Annotated in this window: 17 protein-coding genes and 2 tRNA genes; 6 read left to right on the top strand and 13 right to left on the bottom strand. The window is 62.8% G+C overall.

Going from position 1 to position 18,668, the window contains the following annotated elements; all coding sequences use genetic code 11:
* Positions 1-122 precede the first annotated feature (122 nt).
* Positions 123-995, bottom strand: a complete 873-nt coding sequence (locus TP2_RS13995) for an MBL fold metallo-hydrolase (protein WP_038078583.1) — start codon at positions 993-995, stop codon at positions 123-125.
* A 36-nt stretch (positions 996-1,031) separates the two neighbouring features.
* Here TP2_RS13995 and TP2_RS13990 point away from each other — a divergent pair, with 36 nt between their 5' ends.
* From TP2_RS13990 to TP2_RS13975, 4 genes are all read left to right on the top strand, one after another.
* A complete protein-coding gene (locus TP2_RS13990; RefSeq protein WP_038078580.1) occupies positions 1,032-2,366 on the top strand; it encodes an ATP-binding protein in 1,335 nt (444 codons plus the stop codon).
* A gap of 221 nt (positions 2,367-2,587) precedes the next feature.
* Positions 2,588-5,002: an endopeptidase La gene (gene lon / locus TP2_RS13985; RefSeq protein WP_038078577.1), complete on the top strand. Its 2,415-nt coding sequence runs from the start codon at positions 2,588-2,590 to the stop codon at positions 5,000-5,002.
* Positions 5,003-5,328: 326 nt separating this feature from the next.
* The gene (locus TP2_RS13980) at positions 5,329-5,730 is read left to right on the top strand and encodes an HU family DNA-binding protein (RefSeq protein ID WP_051692631.1); all 402 of its coding nucleotides are present in this window, start codon (positions 5,329-5,331) and stop codon (positions 5,728-5,730) included.
* A gap of 15 nt (positions 5,731-5,745) precedes the next feature.
* Positions 5,746-5,820, top strand: a tRNA-Val gene (locus TP2_RS13975).
* Positions 5,821-5,924: 104 nt separating this feature from the next.
* On the opposite strand, the gene TP2_RS13970 is transcribed toward TP2_RS13975, so the two are convergent.
* The 3 genes from TP2_RS13970 to TP2_RS13960 form a co-directional block, all read right to left on the bottom strand.
* Positions 5,925-6,725: a glycosyl hydrolase gene (locus TP2_RS13970; RefSeq protein WP_038078728.1), complete on the bottom strand. Its 801-nt coding sequence runs from the start codon at positions 6,723-6,725 to the stop codon at positions 5,925-5,927.
* 392 nt (positions 6,726-7,117) lie between these two features.
* Positions 7,118-7,207: transfer RNA gene (locus TP2_RS13965), tRNA-Ser, on the bottom strand.
* 110 nt (positions 7,208-7,317) lie between these two features.
* Positions 7,318-8,064 (bottom strand): SDR family NAD(P)-dependent oxidoreductase, encoded by a 747-nt coding sequence (locus TP2_RS13960; protein ID WP_038078574.1) that lies wholly within the window; start codon positions 8,062-8,064, stop codon positions 7,318-7,320.
* Between the two features lie 238 nt (positions 8,065-8,302).
* Between TP2_RS13960 and TP2_RS13955 the strand changes: the two genes are divergently transcribed.
* Positions 8,303-8,908 (top strand): outer membrane protein, encoded by a 606-nt coding sequence (locus tag TP2_RS13955; RefSeq protein ID WP_038078571.1) that lies wholly within the window; start codon positions 8,303-8,305, stop codon positions 8,906-8,908.
* A gap of 67 nt (positions 8,909-8,975) precedes the next feature.
* On the opposite strand, the gene TP2_RS18080 is transcribed toward TP2_RS13955, so the two are convergent.
* The 8 genes from TP2_RS18080 to TP2_RS13915 all read right to left on the bottom strand — a co-directional run bounded on the left by TP2_RS18080 (position 8,976) and on the right by TP2_RS13915 (position 16,457).
* Complete coding sequence (locus tag TP2_RS18080; protein WP_051692629.1) at positions 8,976-9,818, bottom strand: TPM domain-containing protein; 843 nt, start codon at positions 9,816-9,818, stop codon at positions 8,976-8,978.
* Positions 9,819-9,843: 25 nt separating this feature from the next.
* Positions 9,844-10,452, bottom strand: a complete 609-nt coding sequence (locus tag TP2_RS13945; protein WP_038078568.1) for a TetR/AcrR family transcriptional regulator — start codon at positions 10,450-10,452, stop codon at positions 9,844-9,846.
* Positions 10,445-11,341 (bottom strand): polyphosphate kinase 2, encoded by an 897-nt coding sequence (gene ppk2, locus TP2_RS13940; protein WP_038078563.1) that lies wholly within the window; start codon positions 11,339-11,341, stop codon positions 10,445-10,447. Before ppk2 ends, TP2_RS13945 begins: the two co-directional genes overlap by 8 nt.
* A gap of 160 nt (positions 11,342-11,501) precedes the next feature.
* Positions 11,502-12,455, bottom strand: a complete 954-nt coding sequence (locus tag TP2_RS13935; protein WP_038078560.1) for an alpha/beta fold hydrolase — start codon at positions 12,453-12,455, stop codon at positions 11,502-11,504.
* On the bottom strand, positions 12,430-13,350 hold the full coding sequence (locus tag TP2_RS13930) for a homoserine O-succinyltransferase (protein WP_038078557.1): 921 nt from the start codon (positions 13,348-13,350) through the stop codon (positions 12,430-12,432). Before TP2_RS13930 ends, TP2_RS13935 begins: the two co-directional genes overlap by 26 nt.
* 51 nt (positions 13,351-13,401) lie before the next feature.
* On the bottom strand, positions 13,402-14,256 hold the full coding sequence (locus TP2_RS13925) for a hypothetical protein (RefSeq protein WP_038078554.1): 855 nt from the start codon (positions 14,254-14,256) through the stop codon (positions 13,402-13,404).
* 51 nt (positions 14,257-14,307) lie between these two features.
* The gene (locus tag TP2_RS13920; RefSeq protein ID WP_476718442.1) at positions 14,308-15,270 is read right to left on the bottom strand and encodes a DMT family transporter; all 963 of its coding nucleotides are present in this window, start codon (positions 15,268-15,270) and stop codon (positions 14,308-14,310) included.
* A 77-nt stretch (positions 15,271-15,347) separates the two neighbouring features.
* Positions 15,348-16,457, bottom strand: coding sequence for an OmpP1/FadL family transporter (locus tag TP2_RS13915; RefSeq protein ID WP_038078548.1), 1,110 nt, complete (start codon positions 16,455-16,457; stop codon positions 15,348-15,350).
* Positions 16,458-16,877: 420 nt separating this feature from the next.
* On the opposite strand from TP2_RS13915, the gene TP2_RS13910 reads away from it, so the two are divergent.
* Positions 16,878-17,771 (top strand): GNAT family N-acetyltransferase, encoded by an 894-nt coding sequence (locus tag TP2_RS13910; protein ID WP_051692627.1) that lies wholly within the window; start codon positions 16,878-16,880, stop codon positions 17,769-17,771.
* A 75-nt stretch (positions 17,772-17,846) separates the two neighbouring features.
* Here TP2_RS13910 and TP2_RS13905 read toward each other — a convergent pair whose 3' ends face one another.
* Positions 17,847-18,602, bottom strand: coding sequence for a DsbA family protein (locus tag TP2_RS13905; RefSeq protein WP_038078546.1), 756 nt, complete (start codon positions 18,600-18,602; stop codon positions 17,847-17,849).
* Positions 18,603-18,668 lie beyond the last annotated feature (66 nt).

Here is an 18,668-nt window from a genome sequence, read left to right as displayed (position 1 = left end):
CTACGACCAATTGATTAACAGTCAACTGCTCTACCGCTGAGCTACGCCGGAACACGAGGGGGTGTATAGAAAGCTCGAATTGGGTTGTCCAGAGGGTTCGTGCGAAAAAATTCATCCTTTCGTCACGTCAGCGAAAACAGGGCCTCGGGATGCAGGTGTGGGACAGGGGAAACCAAGGTTTGTTGCGTCATTTCAACAAGATGGGCGAAGACGTTGCGTTCGGCCGCGGGCAGCAGGGCAGGCGGGATCTCGGTGTAGATCATGCGGGTGAGCGCCTGCGGCGTTGCAGGGGATTTTCGCAGATTTTCGAGGATCTGGGCGCTGCGGGCCTCGCGATGGGCGCGCTGCTCTGCGATCAGCCTGTGCGGGTCGAAAACGGGCGCGCCGTGACCGGGATAGAGAATGCGGGGATCGCGTGCTTCGATCCGCGCGAGCGAGCGGTAATAATCGGCAAGGTCGCCGTCCGGGGGAGAGATCAGCGTTGAAGACCACCCCATCACCACGTCACCAGTGAGTACAGCATCCTCCAGAACGAAGCTCAAATGATTGCAGAAATGGCCCGGCGTATGCAGCGCAGTGACCCGCCAGTCGCCATGCGACAACGTCTCTTCATCGCCGAGCAGGGCATCGGGGCGAAATCCGTGATCGACGCCTTCTCCGCCACCCGCCATGCCGGCCGAAGCGAGCTCGGCCATCACCGGAGACCGCCCGGCTTCAGGGGGACCAAAGGCGAGGACCGGGGCTCCGGTTGCCTCTGCCAGAAGTCGCGCGCCGGGGGAGTGATCGAGATGCGCATGGGTCACGAGGATATGGCTGATGCGTTCGCCCCGTGCGAGCCCGTCGAGAATCGCCTGAAGATGTGTCGGATCTGCCGGGCCGGGATCGACCACGGCAACCGCGCCGGTGCCGATCACGTAGGTGCAGGTGCCGGTATAGGTCATTGGCGAAGGATTGGGTGCCACGATCCGGCGCAGCCCCGGCTCAAGTTCTTCCATCTTTCCCTCCGCTTTGGCCGACGCTAGGGTTCTGGCATGAATTTTCGCTGGCTCAAACAGGTGATGCCGCGCGGGCTCTACGGGCGGGCCGCGCTGATCCTCATTTTGCCGGTTGTCACGATCCAGCTCGTTGTCTCGGTCGTCTTTATCCAGCGCCATTTCGAGCGTGTCACCCGGCAGATGACCGAAGGCATGGTGCGCGAGATCGTTTTGCTCGATCAGGTGGTCACGCGCGCGCAGACGACCGAGGCGGCGCGGGTGCGCTTGGCCGAGCTCGATGAGGCGCTTGGCTTCGTCACCACGCTCCCTGCACCCGTCGCGGTGGCGAAAAGTCGCGGTGACCGGCGCAAGTTTCTCGATCTGACCGGGATCGTCGTTCTCTCGACCCTGCACGAGAACCTTCCTGCGATCCGGTCAATCGATCTGGTGAGCGACGACAACAAGGTCGCGGTCGCGCTCGAGACGCCGAAGGGCCTCCTGTCGATCGTTTTTCCGCGCGGCCGTGTCTCGGCCTCGAACCCGCATCAGCTTCTGGTGCTGATGGTTTTCGTCTCGATCCTGATGACGCTGATCGCCTATCTCTTCCTGCGCAACCAGCTCCGCCCGATCCGCCGATTGGCGCGTGCGGCCGAAGCCTTCGGCAAGGGACGCAACGTGGATTATCGGGTCTCGGGGGCGACGGAGGTGCGCTCGGCCGGCTCGGCCTTCCTCGACATGCGCGCGCGGATCGAACGCCAGATCGAGCAACGCACGCTGATGCTCTCGGGGGTGAGCCATGATCTGCGCACGCCGCTGACCCGGCTCCGGCTGGCCCTGTCGATGATGCCTGAAAGCCCGGATGTCGAGGCGATGGAGCGAGATGTGGACGAAATGGGCCGCCTCGTCGATGCGTTCCTGGACTTCGCGCGCGAAGGCGCGACGCAAGGAGATCCCGAGACGCTGGAGATCTGCGGCTTCGTGCGCGGCGTGGTCGAGGATGCACAGCGTACGGGCCACAAGGTCACATTGATCGGCTGCGAGGGCAACGAGACCGCGACTTTCCGGCCCGATGCGCTGCGCCGCGCCTTCGAGAATCTGATCGGCAATGCCAATCGCTATGGCGAGCGCGCGGAAGTGACGGTTTCGATCGGCAAGACGGGATGGCGAATCGCGGTGCATGATGACGGGCCTGGCATCCCGCCCGAGCGGCGCGAAGAGGCGCTGCGCCCCTTCACGCGTCTTGATCCCGCACGCAATCAGGATCGCGGTCAGGGCGTGGGTCTGGGGCTCTCGATCGCGGCCGATATCCTGCGCAGCCATGGTGGATCGCTGAAACTCGGGCATTCCGAACGGCTTGGCGGCTTGATGGCGGAGATGATCCTGCCGCGTTGAGCCACGCCTTCGCATCACTCCTCTGCGCGTCCCTTCGAAATGCCTTTCACCGATCTCCCGATCTGCTCTTGCGACCCGTGCGTGGCGCGCGCATTGTGACGGGTGAGTGACATGGCCTAGTTGAATGGGCGCCATACGCCTCCTAGATATTGGGTCGAACAGGGAAGGGACGTGGCTGCCGAAAATCGGGGCCGGACCCTTCTGCCAGAAAAGGAACGCCGATGACCGAATTCACCTCAGTCACCCATCCGGTCCTGCCGCTGCGCGACATCGTGGTCTTCCCCCACATGATCGTGCCGCTCTTCGTCGGGCGCGAGAAATCCGTGCGTGCGCTTGAAGAGGTGATGGCCGAGGACCGTCAGATCTTGCTCGCGAGCCAGATCGACCCGTCGCAGGACGACCCCGATACCGACGGGATATTCCGCGTGGGCGTGCTCGCCAATGTGCTGCAACTGCTCAAACTGCCCGATGGCACCGTGAAAGTGCTCGTCGAGGGCAAGAGCCGCGTGCGCATCACCGATTTTGTCCCGAACGAGAACTATTTCGAAGCCGAAGCCGAAGCTCTGATCGAGACCGAGGGCGACACGGATACGATCCGTGCGCTGCTGCGCTCGGTTGCCGAGGAGTTCGAGCGTTACGCGAAGATCAAGAAGAACATCCCCGAAGAGGCGCTTTCGGCCGTGGCGGACGCCACCGAAGCCGACAAGCTCGCCGACCTCGTCTCGGGCCATCTGGGCCTCGAGGTCGAGCAGAAGCAGGAACTTCTGGAGACGCTCGACGTGTCGGAACGGCTTGAGAAAGTCTATGGGCTGATGCAGGGTGAGGTTTCGGTTCTCCAGGTCGAGAAGAAGATCAAGTCGCGCGTGAAAACGCAGATGGAGAAGACCCAGCGCGAGTACTACCTGAATGAGCAGATGAAGGCCATTCAGAAGGAACTCGGCGATGGCGAAGATGGCCAGAACGAGATTGCCGAGCTGGAAGCGCGCATCGAGGCGACGAAGCTGTCGAAAGAGGCGCGCGAGAAGGCCGATGCCGAGCTGAAGAAGCTCAAGTCGATGTCGCCGATGTCGGCGGAAGCCACCGTCGTGCGCAACTATCTCGACTGGATGCTGTCGATCCCGTGGGGCGTTAAAAGCCGCGTGAAGAAGGATCTGCTCAAGGCCGAGGAGATCCTCAACGCCGATCACTACGGGCTCGAGAAGGTCAAGGAACGCATCGTCGAGTATCTCGCGGTGCAGGCGCGCTCGGCCAAGCTGAAGGGCCCGATCCTCTGCCTCGTCGGTCCGCCCGGCGTGGGTAAAACCTCGCTCGGCCGTTCGGTCGCGAAAGCCACGGGGCGCGAGTTCATCCGCATCTCGCTGGGCGGCGTGCGCGACGAATCCGAGATCCGCGGCCACCGCCGGACCTATATCGGTTCGATGCCGGGCAAGATCATCCAGGCGCTGAAAAAGGCCAAGACCACGAACCCGCTCATCCTCTTGGACGAGATCGACAAGATGGGGCAGGACTTCCGTGGCGATCCGGCTTCGGCGATGCTGGAAGTGCTCGACCCCGAGCAGAACGCGACTTTCGTGGATCACTACCTCGAGGTGGAATATGACCTGTCGAACGTCATGTTCCTGACCACGGCGAACTCCTACAACATGCCGGGCCCGCTGCTGGACCGGATGGAGATCATCTCGCTCGCGGGCTACACCGAGGACGAGAAGCGCGAGATCGCGAAACAGCACCTGATCCCCAAGCAGATCAAGTCGCATGGGCTCAAGAAGGGTGAAACCGCGATCACCGATGGCGCGCTGACCGATGTGATCCGCTACTACACCCGCGAGGCGGGCGTGCGGAACCTCGAACGCGAGATCGCCAAGCTTGCGCGCAAGGCGGTGACCGAGATCATCAAGTCGAAGGGCGAGATCAAGTCGATCACCATCGACGAGGAAAAGGTTGGCGACTATCTCGGCGTGAAGCGCCATCGCTACGGTCTGGCCGAGAAGGAAGACCAGGTCGGCGTGGTGACGGGTCTCGCCTGGACCTCCGTTGGCGGCGACCTGCTTCAGATCGAGGCACTGCGCCTGCCGGGCAAGGGCCGGATGAAGACCACCGGCAAGCTGGGCGACGTGATGAAGGAATCGATCGACGCCGCGTCGAGCTATGTCCGCTCGGTCGCGCCCGAATTCGGCATCAAGCCGCCGCGCTTCGAGAAATGGGACATCCACGTCCATGTGCCGGACGGGGCGACCCCGAAGGACGGCCCCTCGGCGGGTCTGGCGATGGTGACCTCGATCGTCTCGGTGCTGACCGGTATTCCGGTGCGCAAGGATATCGCCATGACCGGCGAAGTGTCCCTGCGTGGCAATGCGATGCCGATCGGCGGGCTGAAGGAGAAGCTGCTGGCCGCGCTGCGCGGTGGCATCAAGACCGTCTTCATCCCCGAGGAGAACGAGAAGGACCTCGCCGAGATCCCCGACAACGTGAAAGAGGGGCTCGAGATCGTGCCCGTCACCCACGTGAAAGAAGTTCTGGCCCGCGCGCTGGTGCGTCAGCCCGAGCCGGTTCATTGGGACGAAGAGGCCGAGGAAGCCGCGGCTGCCGCCGCTGCTGCCGCGAAACCGGACGGGCAGGGCGCCACCGCGCACTGATCCCGGTCCCGAGCGACATTGGAACGCCCGCTGCGGAAACGCGGCGGGCGTTTTTCTGTGTTGGCAGCGCGATCCTAAGTCAGTGATTAGGGCCGCGCCCGAGCCTCGGCTGGGCGCTTCGCTCTGCTCGCGGTCATCGCTATATCTCAAAAGCTCACAGGTCGCTCGAACCCGCGATGTCATCGCCAATGTGCCCTCCCAGGGGGAGGATCGGGCGCGGCCCGGGGTTGGTCGCCCCGCGCCAAGGGCGGATCGAAGGCGCCGCGCTTTGCATCCCGCGGCTATCCCGTCTAACCTCTTCGCATCACATCGAAAAAGGAGCCTTCATGGCCAAGAGTCGCAAGACCCGTTCGACCGCCGCGAAACCCGCCCCTGCGCCGCGCTCTGCCGCGATGCTCACGCCCGCCTCCGAACCCGCGCCCGAGCCCAAACTGGTCCTGCGGAAGAAAACTTTCGTGGAGCGTGTGATGGTCGAGGCCGGCGTGAAGAAGGGCGAGGCGCGCGCCATGACCGACACGGTGCTGAACGTGCTCGGCAAGGCACTTTCCGAGGGCGAAGAGATCGACGTGCCGCCGCTCGGCAAGCTCAAGATCAACCGCCAGTTCGAAAAGAACGGAGATGAAATTCTCGTGGTGAAACTCAAGCGCAAACCGGGGGCGGACGCCCCGAGCGTGGCGGATGAAAAAAGCGATGAAAACCCTCTTGCGGACGCCGGGGAGGGACGCTAAAACGCCCGCCACGGAGGGCGATTAGCTCAGCGGTAGAGCGCATCGTTCACATCGATGATGTCGGGGGTTCAAATCCCTCATCGCCCACCATTCCCTCCTTTCTGTGACACAGACAGACGCGCATGGTCCGTCATTGCGCCTGCGCAATGCGTTGGATGTTCAGGGATGGGGGAAGGGGACGCGCGGGTTACCCTTTACTGGCTGCGCTTGCGTCCGATGCGCGACACGGTCCGATCGAACGCATAGCCCACGGGCGTCGGTTCGAGCTTGTCATTGACCAGATTGATCTGCGGCTGGCGCCCGTTCCACTGATAGGGATTGGCGGCATACCATGCGTGACGCTCGACGAAGGGCAGCCCCTCCATCATCTCGATCGCGGCCTCTGCGAAGGCGGCGTTCTGCGCATAATTCACATTGCTTGGCCGGTTCCAGTCGACATAGGCGAATTCGGTCACCCAGATCGGACGCTTGTATTCGGCATGGACCTTTTGCAGCCAGCGCTTGAACTCGGCCACATTGCCATTGGTCGAGTAGTAATGGACGGCCATGAAATCGACCCGCATCCCGCGCGCTTCGACCTGATCCATGAAGCGTCGCTGCCAGGAATTGGCCCCGAGGGTCTGGCCTTGGGTCGTGGCGGGGCTTCCGAGCCGCAGCCCGCGCTTCTCGAGTTTGGGCCAGAGCTTGACCGCGGTCGCAACCGAGATCGCGCTGCCGGCGGACTTGTCTGCATTGTCGGGCTCGTTGAAGCCAAGAAGGGTACGCACTGGCGTGTCCGAGACGATCTTGGCGTTCACGTCCCCGACGTCGCGGATCATCGGCACGAATTCGACTGAGCGCTGTGCGTTCGACTTGCTCCACATCTGGTCGGGACGCCAATTGTAATACCAGCTCACCGCCGGGGCGTTCTCGATCCAGTTGATCATCGTGTAGCTGGCGTTTTCCCAGGCCCCGACGCCGATCCGCGCCGCATTCGATTGCATGGGCATGAGCATGAGACTCGCCAAAAGGAGCTGCCTGATCATCGTCGTCGCCTCTCGCGTTTTCCGCAACCCTAGCGAGCAATTCGGCCGGTTTTGAGGCGAAATTGTGATGCTCCAGGCGCGCGCGCGAGATCCCGCCGACGTGAAATGGCTAAATGCGCGAAAATTGGACGATACGCAAACTATGGTGGGCGTGAGGCAGGGGGTGCACGAGGGAATGTGATCGACGGGCTCCTAAGGCGATAGCGATGCCTGTCACGATGCCCGTTTCAGTTGCAACGCGATGCGGTTGAAACCGCGAAGATCCGTGGAATGTGGCAAGGGGGCAATTTTCCCGCCGCAACGACATCGGACTCGCCGTGCTGAGCCAGTCACATGATCGGCCAGAACTTGAACAGGGGAAGTGGCGGAGAGACAGGGATTCGAACCCTGGGTGGGCTCACACCCACAACGGTTTTCGAGACCGCCCCGTTCGACCGCTCCGGCACCTCTCCGCATCGGTGGTCGTTTTTGGTAGAGCGGGATTTATCGCCCCGCGCGGTAGCTTGCAACCCGTTTTTCGGAAATTTTTTGCAAGCACGCGCGCGAAGCGTTTTCGCAGGAGTCAGCGCATCCGCAGTGCGCCGTCGAGGCGGATCACCTCGCCGTTGAGATAGCCCGAGCGGATGATGAATCCGGCGAGTTCCGCATATTCGGAGGGCTCGCCGAGGCGCTTGGGGAAGGTGACTTCGGCGGCGAGGCTGTCCTGCACCTCCTGCGGCAGTCCTTTCATCATCGGGGTGCCGAATATCCCCGGCGCGATGGCGCAGACGCGCACGCCTTGCGTCGCCAGATCGCGCGCGAGCGGCAGGGTCATCCCTGCGATACCGCCCTTGGAGGCTGCGTAGGCGGCCTGGCCCTTCTGCCCGTCGAATGCAGCGATGGAAGCGGTGTTGATGATCGCGCCGCGCTCGGGGCCCTCGTTTTTTGCCATCTCGGCGGCGGCAAGGCGCAGCACGTTGAATGAGCCGACGAGGTTGATGTCGATCGTGCGCCGGAAGCTCTCGAGCCGGTGCGGACCGTCACGCCCCACCACGCGTTCACCCGTGGCGATGCCCGCGCAATTGACCAGCGCGTCGATTCCGCCCATCGCCGCGACCGCCACGGCGATACCGGCCGCGACGCTCTCCTCGGAGGTCACGTCGACCTCGGCGAAGGTCGCGCCGATCTCGCCCGCCATCGTTTCGCCCTGAGCGCGGTCACGGTCGAAAATCGTGACCTTTGCCCCCGACTCGGCGAGATGGCGCGCCGTTGCCGCGCCGAGACCTGAGGCCCCGCCTGTCACCACCGCCCTGAGTGCCGTCAACTCCATGTGATCCTCCCGGAAATGAACATATGTTCAATAATCTCTCTCGCGCAGTCTTTTGTCCAGTCATTGCAGAGGCTTTCACATGCGCAGAAAAGCGCTGGAATGATCACGTTTCGGCAAGTCCCCGCCGAGCCTCGGAACCGGGTGCATTGACTGTGAATTTAGGAAGCATAGGTCCGTGCAACGGATCTGATCCAAACATCTCGAACGAGGGATGAACCCTCAGACAGGAGAGAGAAACATGAAACGGATTATCGTGACTTCGAGCATTCTGGCGCTGACCGGCACGGCGGCGCTGGCGGGCGGGTATACCGCTCCGCAGACCGAGGCGGTCGTGACCCCCGCACCGGTCGTTGTTGCTCCGGCCAACTACAACTGGAGCGGCTTCTATGGCGGTGCCCAGCTGGGCTACGGCAAGGCGCAGGACGCGATCGAGGCCGATGGTGTCGTGGGCGGTATCCACGGCGGCTACCTCAAGGATTTCGGCAATTTCGTCCTCGGTGGCGAGCTGGCCTATAACGCCGCGAACCTGAAAGAGACGATCAGCGGCGACGTCCCGACCACTGCCAAGGTCAAGAGCATGACCGACCTCAAGGCAATCGGCGGTCTTCCCTATCAGAACATGCTGTTCTACGGCACGCTCGGCGCGTCCTATGTCGATGCCGAAGTGGGTGGCAGCAGCTACTCGGACACCGTTCCGCTGGTCGGTCTGGGTATGAAATATGCCCTCAACGACAAGTGGTCGGTTGGTGGTGAACTCGATCATCGCATCGGGAACAATTTCGACGGCACCACGAATGATCTGAACACCACGACGCTCGCGCTGACGGCGTCCTACAAGTTCTGATCCACGTGATCTGACGACGTGATGAGCGGGCGGGGGCTGTTGTGGCCACCGCCCGTTTTCTTTGCGCCTACCAGCGCCCGCTGGCACCGCCTCCCGAGGAACGGCCGCCGCCGAAACTGCCGCCAGAGGAGCGGCCGCGCGCAGGCGTCGTGAAACTCTCGCGGCCGGTCCAGCCGCATTGCGGGCAGCGGCTGATCCAGACCCCCTGTCCGGTCGTGGTCCGTGTGGCTGGCGTCGTGACTTCGCGCGAGGTATCGAGGCCGCGATGGCCGCAATTCGGACAGCGCTTGAAACGTCCGCGCAGTCGCTGACCCAGCAAGATCAGCACGGCAGCCGCGCCGAAGAAAAGATACACGACATAGCGCAGGATCGTGTCGAAAAGCCCTTCGGAGCTTTTGGCCGTTGCCGTCGGCGGCAGTCCCTGGGCCCAGCGATCTGCGATCCGGGAAATGATCTCGTCGCTGCCCGCGGCAATGCCCCCCGGCAGATCGCCATCGCGAAAAGCGGGCAGGATTGCGGTGCGGATGATGTCTTGGGCCGGGATGTCATATTCGGGGCTGTAGCCGGAGCCGAGCTCGATGCGCACCTCGCGATCCTGAACCAGAACCATCAGCAGGATGCCGTCATTGCGCTCGGCATTGCCGATCCCCCAGCCGTTGAAGAGCCGCGTCGCGAAGCTTTCCAGCGTCGGCGAGGGATCGTAATCGGAGCGCGAGGGCAGGGTGAGCACGGTGAACTCGATCCCCGTCTTGTCGCGCAAGTCGCCAAGCTTGGCATCGAGCGATTTGACCTCGGCAGCCGTCAGCACCTTGGCGAAATCATTGACCCCGAGGCTCTGATAGGCGGGGTAGGGCTCGGCGCTCGCAAGCCCGGCCCAGAGCATCAGGATGATTGTCAGAACGAAGCGCATCTCGCCCCCCTTTGCCTCGACTGCGTCAGTCCGGCTTGATCAGCCCCAGCCCGCGCAGATAGACCCCGATCCCGCTTTCCAGTAGATCCTCGGGCGCGAAGGGCGAGCGGTTGCCCTCGCGCGCGTAAAGCTCGACCACGCCATGGCTCATCGCCCAGACATGGGCGGCGACCATCGCGGCGGGTGGGCGTTTTTCCGGCGGCACATGTTCCATCAATGCGCGGGTCGCCCGCTCCATCGCGGCGCTCGATTTCGCGGCGACAGCGGACAGTTCGGGCGAGCGATTGGGCGAGATGCCACTTTCGAACATCGCCATGTAGTGGCCGGGATATTTCTTCGCGAAAGCCAGATAGGCCCGCCCGACCGACGAAAAGGCCGCCAATGCCGAGGGCTTCCCTTCGTGCCAGGCATGTTCCAGCAAGTCGCCGAAGATCATGTAGCCCTGACGCGCGCATTCCGCGATCAGATCCTCGCGCCCTGCGAAATGGCGATAGACCGCTGCCGGAGTGACGCCCGCGCTTTTCGCGGCCTCGGAAAGGGTGAAGCCGGTCGGCCCCTTCTCTTCGATGAGCTTGAGCGCGGCGCTTACCAGCGCCTGGCGCAGATTGCCGTGGTGATACCCTTGCTTAGACATTCAGAACGTCGATGCCACCGCAGATCTTGTCGTCGATCTCGCCGATCGCGTCCTTGTCCTTGCGGGCGTAATCGACCGCGTTCAGCACCGTCTGGATCGCCGCGATCCGAGCGCGTTTCTTGTCATCCGAGCGGATCACCGTCCAGGGCGCCTGTTTGCTGTTCGATCGCTCCAGCGTCTCCTGGATCGCGTCGGAATAGGCGTCCCAACGCTTGAGCCCCTCGACATCGATCCAGCTCAGTTTCCATTGCTTGAGCGGATCGCTCTCTCGCGCCAGGAACCGGCGCAGTTGTTCGGCGCGGTCGACATTGAGCCAGAGCTTGACCAGCGTCACCCCGTCCTCGACCAGCATCTTTTCGAAGTCGGGGAGCTGGTGGAAGAAATGCTCGCGTTGCTGGGGCGTGCAGAAGCCGAAGACATGTTCGACAACGCCCCGGTTATACCAGGAGCGGTCGAACATCGCGATTTGGCCCGCCGCGGGCAACCAATCCACATAGCGCTGGAAATACCATTGCGTGGCTTCGGTCTCGGTGGGTTTGGGCAGCGCCACGACATAGGCCGAGCGCGGGTTGAGGTTCTGCCGCATCCGCCCGATCGTGCCGCCCTTGCCAGCCGCGTCACGGCCCTCGAAAATCACCGCGAGCCGCTTGCCTGTCTCCTTGATGTCCCAGAACATCTTGACCAGCTCGACCTGAAGCGCCTCCATGTGGCGGTCGTATTTCTTGCGCTTTAGCTCTTCGTTGTAAGGGTATGATTTCGAGAGAATATCATCCTTGTCCGCCTTTGTGATCGCATCGCGGATCTCCTGCGGCGCCTCGGCCTCGAGGAATTTCGTGATATCGCCGACGAAGGGGATCTCGAAAGGGGGGTCGTTCTTGTCCTTGGCCATCGCCGTCTCCTCGTTTGGCGCAGTATGGGACGGGGGTGCGACCGGTGCAAGATGTCGGCACGCCGCGCCTCTGGCCGGTGTCGGAAGCCTCCGGCGGAGATATTTAAATCAAGAAGAAGGGGATGGATGGCGCACTTGATTTCACCATGCGCCCGCGTGGTCAGTCGTTTTCTATGCGGGCGGCGACGCGGTCGACGGCGTCCACGGTTTCCTCCAGCGCGACCTGCGGCAGCATATGGCCCAGCCCCGGCAGCGAGACCAGCTCGGCCCCCGGCACCTGGCGGGTGAAGGGGATGGCATGGATCTGCTCGCCCACGATCGTGTCGGCGGAGCCATGCAGCGAGATCACCGGCAGATCAAGGGCGGGATAGTTCGGCATCAGCGCAGCGATCTCGGATTTGAGCGACGCGCGCTGGCGGGCGTTCACCCGCATCGTCTGGGCGCGCAGCGTCATAGCTGGGCCAAACCACTCCGCATAGCCCGCGGGCATCTCTTGCGGTTCGAAGACCGAGGCGACCTCGGAGCGCAAGAGATCGGGCGGCGTCCAGGCAGAAATCAGCGGCACCGCGATCGCCTGACCCAAAGCGGGTGACGTGATCTGGTAGAGCGTCGGCAGCGGGTCGTCCCAGGTCTGCGACGGGGCCGCGACCGGCACCAGCCCCGAGAGCGTGTCGGGCCGGGTCACCGCCCAGGCAATGGCGACCGCGCCGCCGTAGGAATGCCCGAGCACGATCGGGTCGCGTGCGCCTGCCTCGGCCACGGCACGTTGCAGAAGTTCGGCCTGCGCGGTGATCGTGTCGCCCTCCAACGGGTCGGACCAGCCGAAACCGGGCCGGTCGGGCACGAAGACCCGATAGCGCTTCGCCAGCTCCGGCGCGAGATCGAAGGTGAGCGCGCGTGCCGAGCCCGATGCGCCGTGGATCAGCACCAGATCCGGTCCCTGATCGCCCATGACGACCATATGCACGCGCTGGCCGTCGATCTCGACGAAGATCCCGTCAGGCGGGTAGGCGGCCTCGGCGCGGCTTGCGCGCCAGGAGGCGACGCTCCAGGTGGCCCCGCCAAGCGCGAGGGCGATGAGGGCGATACTAGCGGCCAATCTCTTCCAGATCATAAGGCGTTCCCTGGTAGATCTCGTTGATCCAATTGCCGTAGAGCAGGTGGGCATGGCTCTTCCACCGGTTCGTGGGCACCCGGCTCGGATCGTCCTCGGGGTAGTAATTCAGCGGCACGTTGATCGGTTTCCCCGCCGCCACGTCGCGATCGTATTCTTCCTTCAGGGTCCCGCTGTCATATTCGAAGTGGTTGAAGATATAGAGCGCGCGATGGGCGCGGTCCTCAACCAGGCACGGGCCGGTTTCGTCCGAATGCAACAAGGTCACCATGCCCGCCGCCTCCAGCTCGTCGCGCTTCATCTCGGTCCAGCGGCTGACTGGGATCAGCAGATCGTCGGAGAAGCCACGCAGATAGGGCGAGGCGGGCGCGCAATTGCGGTGGCGGAAGCAGCCGAACGCCTTGTGGTCGAGCATGTGCTTTTTGACGCCATGGAAGTGATAGGCCATCGCCATGCCCCCCCAGCAGACGCCGAAGGTCGAGAAGACATGCGACTGTGTCCATTCGAAGATCCGCGTGAGCTCCTCCCAGTAAGTCACTTCCTCGAATGGCAAATGTTCGATCGGGGCGCCGGTGATGACGAGCCCGTCGAACTTCTCGCCCGTCGCTTCGACCTCTTCGAAAGGACGGTAGAATTCTTCCATATGCTCGGCCGCGGTGTTGCGCGTCTGATGGTCGGTGATCCGGATCAGCTGGAAGTCGATCTGAATCGGGGTCGCGCCGATGAGCCGGGCGAACTGGTTCTCGGTCTGAATCTTTTTGGGCATCAGGTTCAGCAACCCGATGCGCAAAGGGCGGATTTCCTGACGCATGGCGCGTTCAGGCGTCATCACCATCACGCCTTCCCGCGACAGGATGTCGAAGGCGGGGAGGTTTTCAGGAAGCGTGATCGGCATTTTTTCAGTCTCTTGCGGCTCGAAGTTCAAGTAAATTGGGCGCGGCGTGCCTCAAGCGGGAAGCGCATCCGCGATCAGCGATGTAAAATCTTTTCCGTTGCGGACAAGGTAGAGATCTTCGGCACGGATCTTTACCCCCCAGTTTGCTGCCATCGCGGCGTAGCGCGGCTGACGATGGGCGAGCGCCTGCGCATAGGTCCAGCGCACGAAGTCATCGGGATCAACCTTGTCCTCGGCGACGCCTTTCAGGTCACGATATTCGGCCCATTTCGCGGCGAGGAACTGGGGTTGATAATACATCGGTTTCGGCGCCCGGTCGAAACGTTTCACCAACTCCTCGGTATGTGCGTCCGAGCCCTCGATCCAGACCATCAGCAGGTTTTGCGACAGCGCGGTGAGGATCGGGTCCTCGGGGTCTTCGGGATCGACCACCTCGCAGATCGAACCACCGGAATCGCACAGGAAATTGCCGATGCCGTAGATGTCCTCGGCCCGCTCGATGAAATGCTTCGTGTCGAGCAGCGCCGCCATCTCGGCCTCGCGATGCTGGGTCTGGCGGTGCAGATATTCGTCAAAGGGCAGGCCGCCCTTGGCCGGATCGCCGGGCTTGCCAAGATAGGTCGAGAGCGGCGCGAGGTTCTCGAAGGTAATGTTCGAGGCGATATAGACCGAGTCCGACAGCAGTAGTTCGGCAAGGAAAGGGTTCTTCATCGCCTCACGCTTGAAGTTGTCGGCGATGTATTCGCCCATGTAGCGCGTGCCGATGCGGTAATCGACCGAGTAGTGAAACCACCCCTCGTCGCGCAGCAGATTGGCCGCCCATGTCTTGCCCAGACCGGACATGCCGAAAAGCGCGATGCGTTTCTTATCGGCGCTCAGCCACTCTGCGCGATTGGAATAGATCATCCGGTTCCTCACTGGTCTTTGGCCCCGGTTTAGCCTGCGGGCGCGGGCGCGTCACGGGGTTTTGGCAGGGGTGATCCGATTGCGGGGACGGCGATTGAGGATCATCAACCCGATCGCGAGCAGCGCAAAGCCCGTGGCCTCGGACGATCCGAGGCGCTCGTCATAGACCGCCCAGCCCGCGAGGATCGCGATCGGCGGGATCAGGAGCGTCACCAGCGCCAGATTGGCCGCACCCGCAAGCGCAAGGATGCGATAATAAAGCAGGTAGGCCAGCGCCGAGCAGCCAAAGCCGAGCCAGAGCATCGCGAGCCAGACCGACGGCGCGTAGTCCAAGCTTGGAACGCCTTCGGTGATCAAAAGGATCGGCAAGGTCCAGACCGCACCGCCCGTGAGCATTCCGGCCGCTGCAACTTCGGGCCGTAACCCCTTGATTGCGAACCGCGCATAGGTTCCGGCAAACCCATAGCTCAGGGACGCGCCGAGGATCGCAAGCTGACCTGCCGATGTCAGGTCGAAGCCGCGCAGCGCATCTGGTCCGATCGCCACCACGACGCCCGCGAACCCGATCGCAATCCCGGAGATCTTGCGTGAGCTCAGCCGTTCGTCGGTGAAGACAACGGCTGCGACCAGCGCCCCGAAGATCGCGGTGGAGGCGTTGAGGATCGAGGCCAGTCCGCTGTCGATATGTTTTTGCCCCCAGACGATCAGGGAGAAGGGGATGGCGTTGTTGAGAAGCCCCATGACGAGAAACCGTCCGAGATAGCGCGGATCACGCGGCACCGGGAGCCTCCGCACGCTCACCCAAAGCCACAACAAGATCGCGCCGCCCAGCACGCGCAGGAAAACGACGGTGAAGACGCCTGCGCCCTCGAGCGCGGCGCGGTTGCTCAGAAAGGACGAGCCCCAGATCAGGGCGAGCCCGCCAAGAAGTGCCCAGGCGAGCGGAGAGATCGAAAGGGGGGCGGGCGTGTGTTTCATGGCCAAGCGATAAGCCCGGTCCACGTCTTTCGCCACCCGGATTTTGCTCTTTGGTCAAGAAAAAGCCCCGCGCGAGGGCGGGGCTTTTCATATCGTTGTGGCGCGGTTTTCGGTCAGAAGCTGATCCCGACCCGCACGCCTGCACCCCAGCCCGAGTTGCCGCTGAAGCTGCCATTGACCGGCGGGTTGGTCGTCGCATCGCCGATATCGACGTAGCGGATACCACCCGTGACCTTGATGTTGTCGGTTGCCTGATAGCTCGCAGCCAGCGAAACCGATTTGTAACCATCGGTAGGACCGAGGTTGCCGGTCGGTTTGCCAGTGTGCTTCTCGTAGCCGAACATGATCGCGCCGGACCACTGATCGCTGAAGCGGCGGCCGACACCGATGTTGTAGGTGATCGTGTTGTCGCTGTAGTCGACGAGTGCCTCACCATCGGGGTTTTCTTCTGTCCGCGTGCCCAGGTTGTAGAGATAGGGCGTGATGTCGAATTGCGTCCAGTGCACCCAGCGGACCGAGCCCATGAGCAGGGTGTCCTTCGCGATGCCGGTCTGGAATTCGAGGTTCACGGATTCCGGCACGGTCGTCGAGAAGGGCAGGCTCGGATTGTCCATCTCGGTGACGCGGAAGCTGTGCTTGATCTTCGAATTGTAGGTCAGGGCCACACGCGCTGCGATCTCGGGTTTCTCCCAAGCCGCACCGATCACATAACCGAAGGCCGTATCCGGCGCGGCGGTCATCGTGTAGCCGTTCGACAGTTCGACGTTGCCTTTCACGCTCTCGCTGCGGATACCGCCATAGACCGAGAAATTGTTCGGCAGTTTGTAACGCACAAGGCCGGTCACGGCGGTCGAGTAGATCGAAGCTTTCGAGCCGCCTGCCGGATAGCCAGCGGGCGGGGCATCTTGCGCCGGATAGTTCACTTTCGCGCCTACCGGCTGATCAACGATGATCGCAAGATCCCACTTGTCGCCAAGCGCCTGCTTGTAGCCAAAGCTGAAAGTGCCGTAGCCCGGAGCCATATCTCCCGAAGACGGGCTGCCATAGGGCCCGTAATTGACCGAGCCTGAAACTTTCGGATTGAACGCGCCGAAGTTCAGCTCGAGGTAATTGCCTTTTTCGAACAGAATGCCGACCGATTGGGTCGAGCGTTCGACCCCGCCTGCCTGAGCGATGCCGGCGCTGAGCGCGAGCACGGCCGCAGATGTCATAACACGTTTCATATTGTTCCTCTTCCCTAACGTGTTGTCCTGGTTCCCTAGCGCGACGCTATCATCCAAAGGGTGCAAAGCAATCACGCTTCTGTTTTGACGTAGCGTATCGGAATGTTGACGCTACGGAGCCTGTGTCCCTCGCGCCACGCTTTTTGACGCTAACGTCAACTTTCAAACCGAAGAGTTCAGAAAACTTCGGAATATAGGGCAATTGCAAGCAAGCTCAGCCACAATCCCGAGCCGATGAGAGCAAGCCCCGCAGGCACCCAGAGGGTCAGTCGCGGCGCGCGGATTTGCGGTGGCCGATCGCTTGATCGCTCTGCCCGGCTGGCGTTTCGGCCGATGAGTTTGAACTGCATTGATCGCCTTTTGATTGAATTCTGCGCCGCAGTTAAGCCTGTTTTAGTGAATCCTGCGTTAACGAACCCCATGGATCGTTTCTCGTGGCAGGAATTCGGGGAAAGCGCCCAAGAGTGGGAGGCAGCGCTGGCGGCTTTGACGCCCGCGCGCGCGGCTGCAGTCCAGCAATCTGCCGTCTATGGCGCGATCGCGCAGGCCGCCGGGAGGCGGGTCGCACGGCTGGAGCTGCGGTGCGACGGGCGGCGTATCGGTCTGGTGCAGATAATCGCGCGGGCGCGGCTGTGGCTGATCTCGCGCGGTCCGGTCTTTGCCCCCGGCCTCTCTCTCGCGCTGCAACGAAAGGCCCTGCGCGGGCTCGCACGGCGGGCGGGCTTGGTGCTGGCAACGCCCGACGCGCCGATTGCCGGTTTTGGGGTGATCCCGCTCGTGACGCCGCGCCATCAGGCGATCTGGGATCTTGCGCCGGATCCCGAGGTGCTGCGGGCGGGGCTTGCGGGGAAATGGCGCAACCGACTGCGGACAGCGGAGCGGGGCGGCCTGATACTGGATCGCGAGCCCGATCTCGAGGACGTTCTGGCGCATGACCGCACGCAGCAAGCCGCCCGCGGCTATCGCGCGCTTCCCGCGCAATTTACCCGGAACTGGGCGCGCATCGCGCCGGAGGATTTGCTCGCGTTGCGCGTCGAGACGGGTGATGGGCAGCGGATCGCGGCGGGGGTTTTCCTGATCCACGGGGCAGGGGCAAGCTATCACATCGGCTGGAGCGGTGCGGAAGGGCGCGCACATGGGGCGCATAACCTCATGCTCTGGCAGGCGGCTTTGGCGTTGCGTGCGCGCGGCGTGCGGCAGCTCGATCTGGGCGCTGTCGATGGCGAGGCGGGGGCAGGACGGATGCGGTTCAAGCTCGGCACAGGGGCGCGGGCCGAGCCGCTCGGGGCGACATGCTGGGTCTTGCCGGGTTAGGCGCCGTGCCGAAAAGAACGAAGGCGAGACCGGGGGGCTCGCCTTCGCGGGAAACTGTCATGTGGTCGCGAGGGCTTACTCTGCCTTGCGCTCCTCGGCCACCATCTGCGCCATCGCCGCTTCGGGCGCATAGCCACGCAGAAGCTGGCCGCCGATCACGAAGGCGGGCGTGCCCGAGATCGCCATGCGCTGCGCGAGTTGGTAATTCTGGCGCAGCACGTCGGTCACCGCATCCTCGTTCATTCGCTTCAGGATCGGGTCGGGGTCGAGCCCCTGATCCTTGGCGAGCTGCGTCAGGCTCGCGATGGTCAGGCTGCCGCGCATCGTCATCAGCGCATCATGCACTTTCTCATATGCGTCATTCCCGGCGATTTGCTGAACGGCCACGGCGAAGCGCGCGCCAAGCTCGGATTCCTGACCGAGGATCGGGAATTCCTTCACGACGAAGCGGATATTGCCGTCGTTTTTCAGAAGGTCGCTAACCTCTGCATAGGCTTTCTTGCAGTAGGTGCATTTGTAATCCATGAACTCGACGATGGTCACATCGCCCTCGGGATTGCCGCCGACCCAGCTGTAGCCGTCTTCGAAGATATCCTTCGCATTGGCCTTCACCAGCGCCTTGTCATTGTCGGCCTGCTGCGCCTGCTGCTTGGCTTCCAGCTCGTTGATCGCCTCGACCAGAACCTCGGGGTTCTTCATCAGGTAGTCGCGCACGGCCTCGCCGAAGGAGGATTTCTGCGCGTCACTCATCTTCGAGAAATCGAAATCCTGCGCAGGAGCGGCAGAGGCGAGGGCTGCGAAGGCGGTCGCGGCCAGAAGCGTGCGGAGCATGGGGCGTTTCCTTTGATCGGGGCAATTTCGCTTGCGTGCAAACTGGCCTCTCGGAGACCAAGGTTC

It is taken from the genome of Thioclava pacifica DSM 10166 (assembly GCF_000714535.1).
Classification (GTDB): domain Bacteria; phylum Pseudomonadota; class Alphaproteobacteria; order Rhodobacterales; family Rhodobacteraceae; genus Thioclava; species Thioclava pacifica.
This window is presented reverse-complemented; position numbering and strand designations above follow the sequence as displayed.